The sequence below is a fragment of the Nocardia sp. NPDC006044 genome (assembly GCF_042871115.1).
Classification (GTDB): domain Bacteria; phylum Actinomycetota; class Actinomycetes; order Mycobacteriales; family Mycobacteriaceae; genus Nocardia.
Map to the genome: position 1 here is coordinate 822,132 of NZ_JBIAID010000004.1, position 13,474 is coordinate 835,605.

Annotated in this window: 15 protein-coding genes; 7 read left to right on the plus strand and 8 right to left on the minus strand. The window is 67.4% G+C overall.

The window, feature by feature from the left end; translation table 11 throughout:
• Positions 1 to 161: 161 nt before the first annotated feature.
• Positions 162 to 947: an alpha/beta fold hydrolase gene (locus ACFYO1_RS34845; protein ID WP_387240760.1), complete on the minus strand. Its 786-nt coding sequence runs from the start codon at positions 945 to 947 to the stop codon at positions 162 to 164.
• Positions 948 to 957: 10 nt separating this feature from the next.
• Positions 958 to 1,524: a TetR/AcrR family transcriptional regulator gene (locus ACFYO1_RS34850; protein WP_387240763.1), complete on the minus strand. Its 567-nt coding sequence runs from the start codon at positions 1,522 to 1,524 to the stop codon at positions 958 to 960.
• An 88-nt stretch (positions 1,525 to 1,612) separates the two neighbouring features.
• On the opposite strand from ACFYO1_RS34850, the gene ACFYO1_RS34855 reads away from it, so the two are divergent.
• Positions 1,613 to 2,329 (plus strand): SDR family NAD(P)-dependent oxidoreductase, encoded by a 717-nt coding sequence (locus tag ACFYO1_RS34855; RefSeq protein WP_387240766.1) that lies wholly within the window; start codon positions 1,613 to 1,615, stop codon positions 2,327 to 2,329.
• Positions 2,330 to 2,341: 12 nt separating this feature from the next.
• On the opposite strand, the gene ACFYO1_RS34860 is transcribed toward ACFYO1_RS34855, so the two are convergent.
• Both ACFYO1_RS34860 and ACFYO1_RS34865 read right to left on the minus strand, forming a co-directional pair.
• On the minus strand, positions 2,342 to 2,824 hold the full coding sequence (locus tag ACFYO1_RS34860) for a cation:proton antiporter regulatory subunit (protein ID WP_387240769.1): 483 nt from the start codon (positions 2,822 to 2,824) through the stop codon (positions 2,342 to 2,344).
• 225 nt (positions 2,825 to 3,049) lie between these two features.
• On the minus strand, positions 3,050 to 4,558 hold the full coding sequence (locus ACFYO1_RS34865) for a putative glycoside hydrolase (RefSeq protein ID WP_387240772.1): 1,509 nt from the start codon (positions 4,556 to 4,558) through the stop codon (positions 3,050 to 3,052).
• Between the two features lie 204 nt (positions 4,559 to 4,762).
• Here ACFYO1_RS34865 and ACFYO1_RS34870 point away from each other — a divergent pair, with 204 nt between their 5' ends.
• Positions 4,763 to 5,527, plus strand: coding sequence for a hypothetical protein (locus tag ACFYO1_RS34870; protein WP_387240775.1), 765 nt, complete (start codon positions 4,763 to 4,765; stop codon positions 5,525 to 5,527).
• Positions 5,527 to 5,766: a hypothetical protein gene (locus ACFYO1_RS34875; protein ID WP_387240778.1), complete on the plus strand. Its 240-nt coding sequence runs from the start codon at positions 5,527 to 5,529 to the stop codon at positions 5,764 to 5,766. Before ACFYO1_RS34870 ends, ACFYO1_RS34875 begins: the two co-directional genes overlap by 1 nt.
• A 62-nt stretch (positions 5,767 to 5,828) precedes the next feature.
• On the opposite strand, the gene ACFYO1_RS34880 is transcribed toward ACFYO1_RS34875, so the two are convergent.
• The 3 genes from ACFYO1_RS34880 to ACFYO1_RS34890 all read right to left on the minus strand — a co-directional run bounded on the left by ACFYO1_RS34880 (position 5,829) and on the right by ACFYO1_RS34890 (position 9,452).
• Positions 5,829 to 7,703: a family 2A encapsulin nanocompartment cargo protein cysteine desulfurase gene (locus ACFYO1_RS34880; RefSeq protein ID WP_387240781.1), complete on the minus strand. Its 1,875-nt coding sequence runs from the start codon at positions 7,701 to 7,703 to the stop codon at positions 5,829 to 5,831.
• Positions 7,675 to 8,607 carry a family 2A encapsulin nanocompartment shell protein gene (locus ACFYO1_RS34885; protein ID WP_387240784.1) on the minus strand — a complete coding sequence of 311 codons (933 nt, stop codon included), beginning with the start codon at positions 8,605 to 8,607 and terminating at the stop codon, positions 7,675 to 7,677. Before ACFYO1_RS34885 ends, ACFYO1_RS34880 begins: the two co-directional genes overlap by 29 nt.
• 125 nt (positions 8,608 to 8,732) lie before the next feature.
• Positions 8,733 to 9,452 (minus strand): SDR family NAD(P)-dependent oxidoreductase, encoded by a 720-nt coding sequence (locus ACFYO1_RS34890; protein ID WP_387240787.1) that lies wholly within the window; start codon positions 9,450 to 9,452, stop codon positions 8,733 to 8,735.
• Positions 9,453 to 9,538: 86 nt separating this feature from the next.
• Between ACFYO1_RS34890 and ACFYO1_RS34895 the strand changes: the two genes are divergently transcribed.
• A complete protein-coding gene (locus ACFYO1_RS34895; protein WP_387240790.1) occupies positions 9,539 to 10,078 on the plus strand; it encodes a MarR family winged helix-turn-helix transcriptional regulator in 540 nt (179 codons plus the stop codon).
• Positions 10,079 to 10,118: 40 nt separating this feature from the next.
• Here the strand turns inward: ACFYO1_RS34895 and ACFYO1_RS34900 are convergent, their stop codons facing one another.
• Positions 10,119 to 11,624 (minus strand): PucR family transcriptional regulator, encoded by a 1,506-nt coding sequence (locus ACFYO1_RS34900; protein ID WP_387240794.1) that lies wholly within the window; start codon positions 11,622 to 11,624, stop codon positions 10,119 to 10,121.
• A 162-nt stretch (positions 11,625 to 11,786) separates the two neighbouring features.
• On the opposite strand from ACFYO1_RS34900, the gene uraD reads away from it, so the two are divergent.
• Genes uraD through pucL form a run of 3 tightly spaced genes read left to right on the plus strand, consistent with a single transcriptional unit; the run spans position 11,787 to position 13,474 of the window.
• Positions 11,787 to 12,299 carry a 2-oxo-4-hydroxy-4-carboxy-5-ureidoimidazoline decarboxylase gene (gene uraD, locus ACFYO1_RS34905; RefSeq protein WP_387240797.1) on the plus strand — a complete coding sequence of 171 codons (513 nt, stop codon included), beginning with the start codon at positions 11,787 to 11,789 and terminating at the stop codon, positions 12,297 to 12,299.
• Positions 12,296 to 12,595, plus strand: coding sequence for a hydroxyisourate hydrolase (gene uraH, locus ACFYO1_RS34910; RefSeq protein ID WP_387240800.1), 300 nt, complete (start codon positions 12,296 to 12,298; stop codon positions 12,593 to 12,595). Before uraD ends, uraH begins: the two co-directional genes overlap by 4 nt.
• 3 nt (positions 12,596 to 12,598) lie before the next feature.
• The gene (gene pucL, locus ACFYO1_RS34915) at positions 12,599 to 13,474 is read left to right on the plus strand and encodes a factor-independent urate hydroxylase (RefSeq protein WP_387240803.1); all 876 of its coding nucleotides are present in this window, start codon (positions 12,599 to 12,601) and stop codon (positions 13,472 to 13,474) included.

Sequence of the window (13,474 nt, forward strand, 5' to 3'; positions counted from 1 at the left end):
TTACTCGCTGAATCCGCGCAGCACAATAGGCATTCGAGAATTAGGTTCACGTAGTAACCACGTCGAATGTTTTTCGCCTATGGGAATAGTAGCCCCGGGAAGTTCTCCGCGTCAAGACTTTCGGCGAAAATTCGCCGATTCGGCTGGTTGAATGCCGAGGATCAGGTGTTCGTCTCGTCCAGGAAGTCCAGCACGAGCGGGCTCGCGACGGCTCGGAATTCGTCGAAGTAGGCGTGCCGGGCGCCGGGGATCAGCCGCATCCGGGCGTGCGGGATGCGCTCGGCGAGCAGCGGGGCGTTCGCGGCGGGATTGAAGCGGTCCTCGGTGCCGTGCACGATCAGGGTGGGAGACGCGATGTCCGGCAGGGCATCCCAGGCGTCGTGCCGGTTGCTGGCCATGAGGTGACGGCGTTTGGCGTAGGCGGGCATCGCGGGGTCTCCGAGGGTGTTGTACGGACCTGTGTTGTGCGCCAGCCACTCCGGGGTGTACATCAGCTCCAGCAGGGCTTGCCGCGCCGCCTGCGGGTCGGGATCGATGAGCGACTGCCGGATCTCGGGGCCGCGTTCGATGCCGTGTTTGCCGCCGGGGGAGGTGCAGCCGAGGATCAGCGCGGTGACCCGCTCGGGATAGCGGGCGACCAGCCACTGGGCGACGCGACCGCCCATGGATGTGCCGTAGACCGCGGCCCGGCCGATGTCCAGGTCGTCGAGCACCGCGACCACGTCGTCGGCGAAACCGGTTGTGCTGTAGGGCTCGTCGGGCTTGTCGCTGTCTCCGGTGCCGCGCCAGTCGAGGGTGATGGTGCGATACCGGGTCTCGAAGTCCGTGCGGATCCCGTCCCACCAGTGATGGTTGTTGGCTTGACCGGCCAGCAGGATCAGCGCGGCGCCCGTCCCGGCGGTTTGGTAGGCGAGGCGAACGCCGTTGGCGCCCTTGGCATATGGCACGGAATTGCTCCTAGCGGGTCGGTTGTTGGGTGGGGCGCAGGCCGTCGAGCACGAGTTCGAGGCTGCGGCGCCACGCGGGAGTCCCGGTCGCCTCGCCCAGCAGGGACAGGGCCCAGATCAGATGCACGACGTCGTCGTCGCTCGCGTCCGCGCGCACCGCGCCGACCTGCCGGGCGCGTTGGAGCAGCGTCGACAGATGCGACATACCGCGATGGCAGGCCTCGGTCAGCTGCGCCGCGGCGGGATGGTCGCCGGTGAATGCCTCGAGCAGTCCGCGGTCGGTGGTCATCTGATCGAGCAGTTCTTCGATGAATCCGCTGAACGCGACCCAGGCATCGGGCTCGGCGGCGGCCCGCGCGGCGAATTCATCGATGGCGGCCAGGCGGGGTGGCAGCAGCGCCTCGATGAGCGCGTCGCGGTGCGGAAAGTGGTTGTACAGCGTGCCGATGCTGACCCCGGCCCGGCGCGCGATCTCCTCCAGTGAGCCGTCGAGCCCCTGCTCGGTGAAGACGTCGGCGGCCTCCCGCAACAGCTTCTCGCGATTGCGGGCAGCGTCGCGGCGCATCGGTTTGGTCATGAGGCCCATCCTACAAAAGTCGAGGGGCTCCTCGACTTCGTGCTATGTTATGAAAATGAGGACCCCCTCAATCTTTGGAAGGAGATTCATGTCCACCACACCAATCGCGCTGATCGTTGGCGTCGGCCCTGGGCTCGGCATGTCGATGGCCAGGCGTTTCGGCAGCGAGGGTTTTCGGGTCGCGCTGGTGTCGCGCGGCGGCGCACGGCACGGGGACTATCTGAAAGACCTTGCCGCGCAAGGCATCGACGCTGCCGCCCACGTCGCCGACGTCACCGATCGCGACCGGCTGAAGGCTGTGCTCGCCGAGGTCACCGCCGACGGTGACATCGAGCTGGCCTACTACGGCACGGCGCCGGCGCAGCAGCCCGTGCCGATCACCGAAACAGACGCCGCCGCAGCGCAATCGGCGTTCGAATGGGTGTGGCCCGCGGTCGACATGGTGCACGAGGTGCTCCCCGCCATGCTGACTCGCGGTGCGGGCGCGCTGTTCTTCGCGGGTGGTTTGTCGAGCGTCCGGCCCATGCCGATGCTCGGCCAGCTGGCCCTGCCGTCTGCCGCGATCCGCAACTACGCGCTCACCCTCAACGCGGCCCTGGCCGGGCAGGGTGTCTACGCGGGCACGCTCACCATCGGCGGCCTCATCGAGCGTGGGGATATCCACACCATGGTTGCCGCCGACCCGGGCCGGTTCGGTTCCCTCGAAGGGCACACGCTGAACCCGGACGACCTCGCCGCCACCGCCTGGGACATGTACCGCAGCCGTGACCGCGCGGAAGAGGTCTTCGACGTGTTCAGCGGCTGACCGAGTTCGGGTTCAGCCGTCGGTGAGGATTCTGGCGGCGGCGTCCAAGCCCTCCGTGGTGCCGACGATCACCAGCAGGTCGCCAGCCGCGAAGACGAAATCCGGTCCCGGCGACGGGATCACCGCTCCGCCGCGCATGATTGCGACGATGGAAACTCTTGTTCGAGTGCGCATTTCGGTTTCACCGAGCGGGCGGTCGACGTACGGGGAGCCGCCGAGGACGGAGAACTGGCGGGTGTTCACGCCGTCGAACTCGCGGTGTTCCTCACGCAGCTGCGCCACGAGCTGCGGGGCGCCCAGCAGATTGGCCAGCGCGGCCGCCTCCGATGCCGACAACGGGATCTGGTCGGTGGCCTCGGGATTGTCGGACTTGCTGACGATCAGGTAGATCGTGCCGTCCTTGTGATCGATGACGCCGATGCGGCGGCGAACGCCCTTGACCGGAAAGTCTTTACGCACACCGATACCCGGCAGGCGCGTCACTTCAACGTTCACTCCTCCAGCGTAGCCGCGCGTGCGCGGCGGGGTGTGATGCTGATCATGCCGGGCCTTCGCCGCGCTCCGGCGGGCTTTCCGATCCTCCGCTACTCAGGCGGAACGGCTCGTGCGGCGGTGCTGGCGGCCGGAACGAAGTCGCTGTGCTGCAAGCACTGCAACAGGCTCCGGCCGCTGCGCTCGCGACGAACTGGTTGAGCGTCGTCCTGCTTGTCCCGGTAGCGCTCAGTCCGACGGGCCCACGAGGTGATAGCGCACGGTGGGGCTCCACAGGAAGAAGCCGTTCACGCCGGCGGCATCGGCGGCGTCGATCTGCGCCCTGACCTCGCCGGGACCGTAGTCGACGCCGAGGCTGAAGTCCTGCAACCAGGGGACGACCTTGGCGGAGGTGCCCTGCGTCTGGGTGCGGAAGTCGTGCAGTGAGCGGTAGATGATGTCGTAGGGCTGCGAATTCGGGTTCGAGACACCGTATTCGCCGGCGTTCCAATGCGAGGGGTACAGCATCGGCGCGATGTAGTCGACGTACTTGGCCATCAGCGGAATGTCTTGCGCGATCTCGTCGGGGCGGGTGGACGCTATCCCGAACACGGCGGCGCTGAGATCGGCGCCGGCGTCGTGCACGGGATCGCGGCTCTCGTGCAGGAATTCGGCGATCGACACGGTGGGCGTGGTGGTCGAGCCGGGGAAATTCATCTGGGACAGGGCGCCGTCGGGGCGTCTGATGTAGTCGTACATTATCCCGTCGAAGCCGAGCTTCGCCGCCTCGACCGCGAGATCGATATTGTATCTGCGCATTTCGGGATTCGCGAAGTTGGTGAAGGCGATCGGGCCGTACTTGCTGGAATACGGCTGGCCGGAGGGAGTTTGCACAACCCAGTCCTGATGCCCGCTCTGCCACGCCCATTCGGCCATGGTCTTGTCGCGGAAGGCGACGATCCGGCCGACCACGCGAATTCCCATGTCGTGCAATTGCCGTAGCGCGGCGGGAGCGTCGTAGATGGGCGTGACGGCGCCCGATTCGCGGGCCAGCGGCACCTGGGAGTCGTAGCCGACGACGCCGTCCTCGTCCTTGATATCGAGCTGCACGGTGTTGATGCGGCCATCGCGGGCCATGTTCAGTACGTCCTCGCGGAGTCCGTCGTCGGACCAGCCGTAGGCGGTCACGTGTACCGCCTTGATCCGCGGCTGCTCGACGGCCGCGGTGATCGCCTGCACGGCCTCATTGCCCGCCGCGTCCACGGCGACGACCTGGGCGCCGGTCTGCGCGCGTGACATGGCTATCTCGAACGTGCCGTCGTCGGCCGGCGTCACGGTCTGGGTGCCGGCCGACACGCGTTCGGCCCCTTCGGCTTTGCCGCGCAAGGTGACCGGCTGACGGTAGGAGGCCACGCCCACCGGCTGGGTCAGCGTGAGCGCGGGCGGCTCGTTGTCGACCGTGAACGTCTTCGACACGCCCGGACCGGTGCGGAGGAAACCGAGGAAACCCGGCGGGATCTCGGCGGTGAACTTGTGCTCGCCGTCGGGCAGCGCTCCCGGCCGGTAGACGACCGTGTTGCCGTCGATCGTGCCCGAGACTGGCGCACCGTCGAGCGAGAGGCGCATGGCGGCGGGGTCATAGGCGCCCGCGTCGACCCGCAAAGTCATGGTGGACATGGTCGTTGCGCCGACCAAATTGTTCGGCAACCCGGTGACGGTCAGGCCCCGGGGCTCGGTGCGCACCCAACTCAGGGTCACGGAAGCGATAAGAATCAATAAGACCGAGATAACCAGGACTGCCGCCAACCGCCGGTGTCCTGTAACGCCTAGTCTTTCTAGCAACGCGCACACCAACTTTCGTCAGAAGATCGCTCAACTATCGCGGGTTCGGCCCGCGCCCGTCCCTTCTTTGCCCGAGTTCCTTACGCAACGAAATGGTCTACCTCGCGTACTGTTCGCACGGTGGCGAAGAACGCGACTATCGGTGTTCGAGTTGTGTTGTCGGTGCTGGTGCTGACGGCCGCGGCGTGTGCCGCGGACCCCGGCCCGGCCAATCTCGCGGGCCCGATGGAGAGTTCGCCGCCATCGAGCAGTCCCGCACCCGATCCGGCCGCGGTGGCGGCCAACGAACTGGGCGTGGTGCCGGTCCTCATGTACCACCAGCTGGCAGCCGTGCCGGACAGCGAATACGACCAGACACCAGCGAAATTCCGCGCCGAGCTCGAGCGGCTATATCGGGAGAACTACCGTCCGGTGACCGCGGCCGCCTACGTGTCCGGCGCCATGAATCTGCCCGCGGGCACACATCCGGTGGTGCTCACCTTCGACGACTCGACGCGCAGCCAGCTCGCGTTCGCCGCCGACGGACAGGTCGCGCCGGACACCGTCATCGGCATCCTGGAACAGTTCCGGACCGAGCATCCCGACTTCGCGCCGACCGCGACGTTCTACGTCAACAATCAGCCGTTCGGTGACGATCCGCGCGCCCTGTCCTGGCTGGCCGCACACGGTTACGAGATCGGCGCCACACCGCGACCCACGCGAACCTCGCGCAGCTCGACGGCACCGGAGTCCAGCGCGAGCTGGCGGACAACGTCCGCGCGATCGGGTCGGCGGCGCCGGGCCGGGTGCGGACGATGGCGTTGCCGCTCGGTATTTCCCCAGCCGACCGGGGGCTGGCCACCGCGGGTAGCTGGGACGGCACGAACTATGCGTTCGAGGCGGTGATGCTGGTCGGGGCCGAGCCGGCCCCGTCGCAATACGCCGACCTGGATCCGACCGCGATTCCCCGGATTCGTTCCGGCGGTACGACGGTCGACTTCGACTCGACCTACTGGCTCGATCGGCTCGCCGCGCATCCGGAGCAGCGCTACACCTCGGACGGCAATCCGCAGCAGATCTCCTTCCCGGCGCGCCTTTCCGGGACCCTGAACCCGCGGTGGTCGGTTCAGGCCAGGCAGTACTGATCGGACAGCGCAGGAGGTCGGCCGCACCGGAGTGCGGCCGACCTAGATGCGGGTTCAGTGCCTCACCGCGGCGAGCGGGCCGCTAGTTGTTCGAGGACGGCGACCATCCGATCGATCTCCTCGCAGGTGTTGTAGAAGGCGAACGACGGGCGCACCGTCGCCTCCAGGCCGAGGCGACGCAGGATCGGCTGGGCACAATGGTGGCCGGCGCGGACGGCGATGCCCTTCTCGTTCAACGCCTTTCCGACCTCGATCGGCTCGTAGCCGGCCAGCACGAACGAGAGCACGCTCGCCTTGTCGGCGGCCGTGCCCACCAACCGGATACCGCGGATCGCCGCGACCCGCGGTGTCGCGTACTCGAGCAGTCCGTGCTCGTAGCGGGCGATGTTGTCGATGCCGACACCCTCGACGTACTCGATCGCGGCGCCGAGACCGACCGCGTCCGCGATGTTTCCGGTGCCCGCCTCGAATCGCCCGGGCGGCGGCTGGAACAGCGAACGTTCCAGGGTGACATCGCTGATCATGTTGCCGCCGCCCTGCCAGGGCGGAACGTCTTGCAGTAGCTCGGATTTGCCGTAGACCACGCCGATTCCGGTGGGGCCGAACAGCTTGTGGCCGGAGAACACGAAGAAGTCGGCGCCGATGGAGCGTACGTCGATCCTGGTGTGCGGGACCGATTGTGCGCCATCGATCAGCGTGACCGCCCCGGCGCGCTGGGCCTCGGCGACGATCTCGCGCACCGGGGTGATGGTGCCCAGCGCGTTCGAGACATGGGCCACCGAAACGAGTTTCGTGCGATCGGAGAGCAGCTTGGTGTATTCGCCGAGCATCAGCTCGCCGTTGTCGTCCACCGGAATGACCTTCAGCACAGCGCCGGTCTCGGCGGCCAGCATTTGCCAGGGGACGATGTTCGCGTGATGCTCCAGGTGCGAGATGATGATCTCGTCACCCTCGCGAATGTTCTTGCGGCCCCAGGTCTGTGCGATCAGGTTGATGGCCTCGGTCGCGCCGCGGACGAAGATGATCTCTTCCGCCGAGGACGCGCCGATGAACCGGGCCACGATATCGCGGGCCTGCTCATAGGCATCGGTCGACCGGGCCGCCAATTCGTGTGCGGCACGGTGGATGTTGGAGTTCTCGTGCTCATAGAAATAGGAAATGCGCTCGATCACCGAGCGCGGCTTCTGTGTCGTCGCGGCGTTGTCGAACCAGACCAGCGGATGGCCGCTCACCTGTTCCCGGAGGATCGGGAAGTCGTTGCGCACCGCGTAGACGTCGAACGGCGGATGGGCGTCGGGCAGGCGAGTCGACGATGCAGGTGCGGTCGGCGACGCGGCCGAGTCCAGGAAATAGAAGCTCGGGGCGGCGGACGGCTGCATGCCGCTGTCGGGAAAGCGTTGGGGTGACAGCACTTCGCGCAACGACGGCAGTGCGGTGAGGAACGGGTCGTTGTGTATGCCCGCCGTGCTCACGGGCGGGTGCGCGGGCGGGCCTGCCGCGTCGGCCATCGGCACATCTCGTCCCCAACCCGGCACCGACGGTTCCGGCGTACTGCCGCCGGGCGGCGTGGTGCCTGAAAACCGCTGTGCGCCAGACGGCGACCCACTATTAGGTGCCGCGCCGTTGACGCCAGGAACAGACGGCGCCGGAGTGCGGCCGCCCGGTGGCGTGGTGCTCGAAAACCCCGGCGCCCCGGCCGCCGTCGCCGTCGGCACCGGCGAAGGCACCGGCACATTCGGCGGGGAGGTCGGCATGTCCGGCTGCACCATGCTCACGCCCAGCGGTGCGGCGGGCGAACCCGCCGCGGCCGACGGCAGCGCCGAAAAGAACGCGCCGGCAAGGCGATTCAACGTCGCCTCGTCCGGCAGCATCCATTCGGCGCCACCGTCGTCCGCTGGGCGCGAGAGGTCAGCTCCGGTAGGTCGGTGCGTAGTCATGGAACTTGCCCACCTCGGCTCCGTCGAGCACTGCTACCGCATCGTCGGTAAGGATCGCCAGCGAGCAGTACAGCGACACCAGATATGACGCGATCGCGCTGCGATCGATACCCATGAACTTCACCGACAGGCCCGGTCCCTGCTCGCCGGCCAGCCCGGGCTGATACAGGCCGATCACGCCCTGCCGGGCTTCGCCGGTGCGGATCAGCACAAACTTGGTCTTCCCGCGTTCCACCGGAACCTTGTCCGAGGGGATGATCGGAATCCCGCGCCAGGTCAGGAACTGCGACCCGAACATGCTCACGGTCGGCGGCGGCACCCCGCGCCGGGTGCATTCCCGGCCGAACGCGGCGATGCCCTGCGGATGGGTGAGGAAGAAGCCCGGCTCTTTCCAGACCTTGGTGAGCAGGTTGTCCAGGTCGTCGGGCGTGGGTGGCCCGGCGATCGTCGAGAGGCGCTGTGTCTTCGTGGCATTCGCGATGAGACCGTAGTCCGGGCTGTTGATCAGCTCGCCCTCTTGGTGCTCCTTGATTGCCTCGATGGTGAGCCGCAACTGTTGAGCAATCTGATCGTGCGGGCTCGAATACAGATCCGAGACGCGGGTGTGCACGTCGAGAATCGTGTGCACGGCCTTGAGCCGGTACTCCCGCGGGTCTCGTTCGTAGTCGATAAAGGTCTCCGGCAGCGGAGACTCGTCGAAGTTGTCGCACTGAATATCGACGGTTTGTTCGTGGGTGACCCGGTTTCTCCGGTAGATACCGGCTTCGACGGGCACCCAGTTCAGCAGATGGACCAACCACCGAGGGGTGATCGACTCCATCTGCGGAACGGACTTTGTTGCGTTGGCGAGTGTCCGGGCGGCGTCATCGCCCAGCGCCATCGGCCGTGGAACAGCTTTTGTCATCGAACCACCTTGGGATCGGCAAATCCACCGTTACCAGCTCGCCCATGCTAGCCCCTGCCTCCCGACTTGCCCGGATAGGTCCTATTGCCCGCCTTGCGCCGCGTGCCGCGGCTCCGTCGGCGCGGTCAGCGGGTGGTGCGTTCGCCGCCGTTGACCGCCAGAACCTGCCCGGTCACCTGCCGCGCCGCAGGCGAAGCGAGGTAGTGGACCGCGGCGGCGATGTCGGCGGGGACGCCGGCGCGGCGCGTGTGTGCCGCGGCGATGAGCGACGCGCGCCGCTCGTCGGTCAGTTTGTCGCGGAAGAACTCGGTGGCGCAGATGTAGCCGGGGGCAACGACATTCGCGGTGATACCGTGCGGTCCCAGCTCGGCGGACAGTTGTGTGTTCCACGAGGCGAGACCGGCCTTGGCCGCGCCGTACGCGCCCGCACCCTTGTCGGCGGCGATCGAGCCGATGTGCACCACGGCGCCGGGCGTGGTCAGTCGGTCGCGCAGCGCCGAGGTCATCAGTACCGCGCTGATCAGGTTGGCGTCCAGGTTGGTTCGCCAGGCGGCGGCCAGACCGTGCAGATCTGTCGGCGCATCCTGGTCGAAGTCGGTGTTGCCGCCCGCGTTGTTGACCAGCACGTGGATCTCGTGGGGGAGCAGGTCGACCAATGCTTCGATCTGGGCCGGGTCGGTCGCGTCGCAGACCTGTGCCGTGACGCCGAGTTCTGCTGCGGTCGCGTGCAGCGGTTCGGGCCGGCGTCCGGTGATCACCACCGCGTCGCCCTCGGCCGCGAAGCTCTGGGCGATCGCCCGCCCGATTCCGGTGGCTCCGCCGGTCACCACGACGTTCCGTCCCATGGCTGTCTCCTCGGTTGTGCGTAGATCGAGTACATTTAGGTCTAAACGTACTCATCGTTTAGACCTAAATGCAACCGAGGAGTGGCATGGACGAGAACGACCCGGTCGACGCGATCGCCCTCGCCTGGCTCCGCGAGCGGCCGGGCACACCGGTCGACGGCATCGGTGTCGTGACCCGAATATGGCACCTGGCCAAGCTTTTCGGCGACGATCGCCGCCGGGTGCTGGCGGTGGAAGACACCGACGCGGCCACTCTCGATCTGCTCAGCGTGCTGCGCCGCAGTGGCCCGCCGTATCAATTGACCACTCGGGAACTCAAGGACCGCACCATGCTCACCGCCGGTGCGATCTCTCAGCGGGTCGCGCGCGCTGAAGGGGAGGGGCTGGTCACCAGAGCGCCGCTGGACGACGGTTCGCGTGCGGTCGTCGTCTCGCTGACCGCCGCCGGTCACGTCATGATCGAGCGATTGGTCGACCACGTGCTCGGCCGCGAGTACGACTTGCTCGCTGCCTTGACCGCGGAGCAGCAGGCCGACCTGACGGAGTTGCTTCGGATTCTGCATCAGGACCTGATGACACGACTCGGCGCCCCCAAGGTCACCCAGGTCGGCTCCGACGACGCCTGACCGTGCGAAAGCTGTTGTGGGTCAGCTAGATAACCCGCGCTCAGCGCAACGCGAGCGCGAGGAAGAAATCGACGCGGTCTTCGAGTCGCGAGAGGTCGCGCGCGGTCAGTTCCTCGATGCGCTGGATGCGGTACCGCAGGGTGTTCACGTGAACGTGCAGCAGGTCCGCGCACTTGGTCCACGAGCCGGAGACCTCGAGGAACGTTTCCAGCGTGTGCACGAGGTCCGCGCGATTGTCCTGGTCATAGGTGATGAGCGGATCGAGCAGGCGGAGCCGGAACATGCGGCGGACCTCGTCGGGGACCGAGGCGAGCAGCAGCATGTGGGTGGCCAGTTCGTCGTGGCCGACGACGCTGGCCGGTTGTAGTCGGCCCGCGGCCATGCGCCGGGCGTAGCGGGCCTCCTCGACGGCGCCGCGCAGGCCCTCGCCGTCGACCACGCCGCTGACGCCGACGGAGAGCCGGCTGCCGCGTAGGCCAGGTTCCAAAGCGGTTACCGCGCGGTTGATTTCGTCGATCACCGGGGTGTCCGGGCCGGCCGGGATCAGCGCGATCGCCTCGCCGTCCACCACGCCGGCGGCTGGTCTTCTGCCGTAGAGGATTTCGCGCAACAGCACGCGTAACTCACCGGGGCGCAACGTGTCATCGGCGGCGGCCGCCACCGCGATATAGGTTTCCCCGGGCCCGAGCCCGGTGAGTTCCAGCCGCGAGATGATCTCGGTCGGCTTGGCGTCGGACACGATCAACTCGATGAGTTCCTGCGCGAGCCGCCCCTCGGCGCTCTGCCGGTCGTCCTGTCGCGCCCGTTCCAGCGAGACGACGGCCGCGAGTTCGCCGGCCAGCGCGCGGCGCTCCTCGGGCCACTCGGTGTAGTCACCCTCGAAGACCAGGAACCAGTCCGCGGCCCGCGAGGTCCGGTGCTCATCGACCGCGAACAGGGAGAACCGGCTTCCGCCATGCAGAAATGCCAGCGGTAACCGCCGAGCACTGAGGAACGCGGCGGTCACCTCGATCGGCGGCGGTGTGCCCGGTCCGGCTACTGCCCGTCCGGTCGAGGACACCACCCAACATCGCATGCCCAGATCGCGTTCGATGAGCTCGAGCACGGAACCGAGCCCGGCGCCGGAGACCAGCTGCCGATGCCGATCCAGGATCGCGGTCAGATCGGCCGCCCGCCCGGTCGACAGATTGCGGGTGATCTGCTCGGTGACCGCGGCGAACGCGACGGTCTCCGGCACCCGGAACAGCGGAATCCGATGCTTGCGGCAGGCTTCGACGACATCCGGCGGCGCACCGCCGTATCTGGCGTCGCCGGCGGCCATCCCCGCCACCCCGGCCTGGGCCAGCGCGCGAACGAACACCTCGCTGTCCGCGGGATCATGCCGCCATTGCAAGCCGGTGAGCACGAGCTCCCCGCCGGACAGGTAGCGACCGGGATCGAGCATGTCCGTGGTCACCACCCAGCGCACGAACCGGTCCAGCTCTTCCTCGCCGGTGACGAGTTCCAGTCCCAGGTCCGCCATGGTCAGCAGTGATCGAAGGCGCACGCTGCGAAGGCTAACAGTCGCACCCCTGGTAAACGCCCTTGGACATTCGCACAAAGAGTTGGGTGTGAACTGGCGCACAGTTCAGATTTCTCGTTTCTAGCTGCGGTGTTCCCCGGCGGGTGTACTTGCGGAACAGAGTGGTTAACCCCGACAGGAGATCAGATGGCAGGCGACATCGGATGGCTCAACTCGCTGCCACCGGACCGCGCCGAGCAGGAACTGCTGACCTGCTGCGCGTCCCGGCAGTGGGCGCAGAAGGTGGCGGCGGCGCGGCCCTATCCGGATGCCGAGGAGGCCATCGCCGCGGCCGTCGCCGCGGTGTGCGAGCTGAGCTGGCCGGATGTCGAGGAGGCGCTGTCGGCACATCCGCGCATCGGCGACCGGGCCAAGGCCGAGTTGTCCGAGCGGGAGGCGGCGTGGTCGCGCGGCGAGCAGTCCGGCGCCGCGAGCGCCGACGCCGCCGTGCGCACGGAGCTGGCCGCGGGCAACCGGGCCTACGAGGATCGGTTCGGCCACGTCTTCCTGATCCGTGCCACCGGCCGCAGCGCCGAGGAGATGCTCGCCGAACTGCGCAAGCGCCTGGCCAACTCCGAGCTGGACGAGCGGATCAAGGTGCAGAGCGAACTCGCCGACATCACTCGGCTGCGCGTCCGAAAACTGCTGGGGGACAGGTGAGTCTGTCCACCCACGTGCTGAACGCGGTGACCGGCCGTCCGGCGGCGGGCCTGCGGGTTCGGTTGTCGAGCGCCGACGGCACCGTGCTCGCCGAGCGCCGCACCGACGACGACGGCCGGATCAAGGACCTGCCCGCGCCCGAAACCGGCACGCACCGGCTGACTTTCGACACCGGCGAGATCAGCCCCTTCTACCCCTCGGTCGCCATCGACTTCACCGTCGCCGACCCGGCCGCGCACTACCACGTGCCGCTGCTGCTCAGTCCGTATTCCTACTCCACCTATCGAGGTAGCTGAACAATGTCGATCAAGCTCGGACCCAACCGATATGGCAAAGCGGAAACTCATGTCGTCAGGGTGACGAAAAACGGTGGCGTGCACGAGATCCGGGATCTCAATGTCGGCGTGGCGCTGTCCGGCGACATGGACGACGTGCATCTGACCGGCGACAACGGCGCGGTGCTGACCACCGACACGCAGAAGAACACGGTCTTCGCCTTCGCCAAGGAGCACGGCATCTCCTCGCCCGAGGCGTTCGGGGTGCTGCTGGCCCGGCATTTCGTCGATTCGCAGGCGACCATCCATCATGCGCGGGTCAGCGTGCAGGAATACGCCTGGGAGCGCATCGTGCTCGGCGGCGGCGACGAGCAGCACTCGTTCGTCCGCTCCGGTCAGGAGGTGCGTACCGCGCGGGTGCACTACGACGGCGAAAAGGCCTGGGTCGTCGCGGGTCTGCAGGGTCTGGTGGTGCTCAACTCGACCGGCTCGGAGTTCCACGGGTACCTGAAGGACAAGTACACGACGCTGCAGGAAGCCTACGACCGCGTGCTCGCCACCGAGGTCAACGCGGAGTGGCGGTTCACCGGCGAGCCGGGCGACTGGGACAAGACCTATCGCGAGGCCAGGCAGGCCCTGCTGGAGGCGTTCGCCGAGACCTACAGCTACTCGCTGCAGCAGACCCTCTACGCGATGGGCGAGCGAGTACTCAACGCGTGCCCGGAGATCGGTGAAGTCCGGCTGTCGCTGCCGAACAAGCACCACTTCACCGTTGATCTGTCCGCCTTCGGGCTGGCGAACGACAACGAGGTGTTCTACGCCGCCGACCGCCCGTACGGCCTGATCGAAGGCACCGTGCTGCGCGAGGACGCGCCCGCCGCCGGTCCGGCGTGGGAGTGA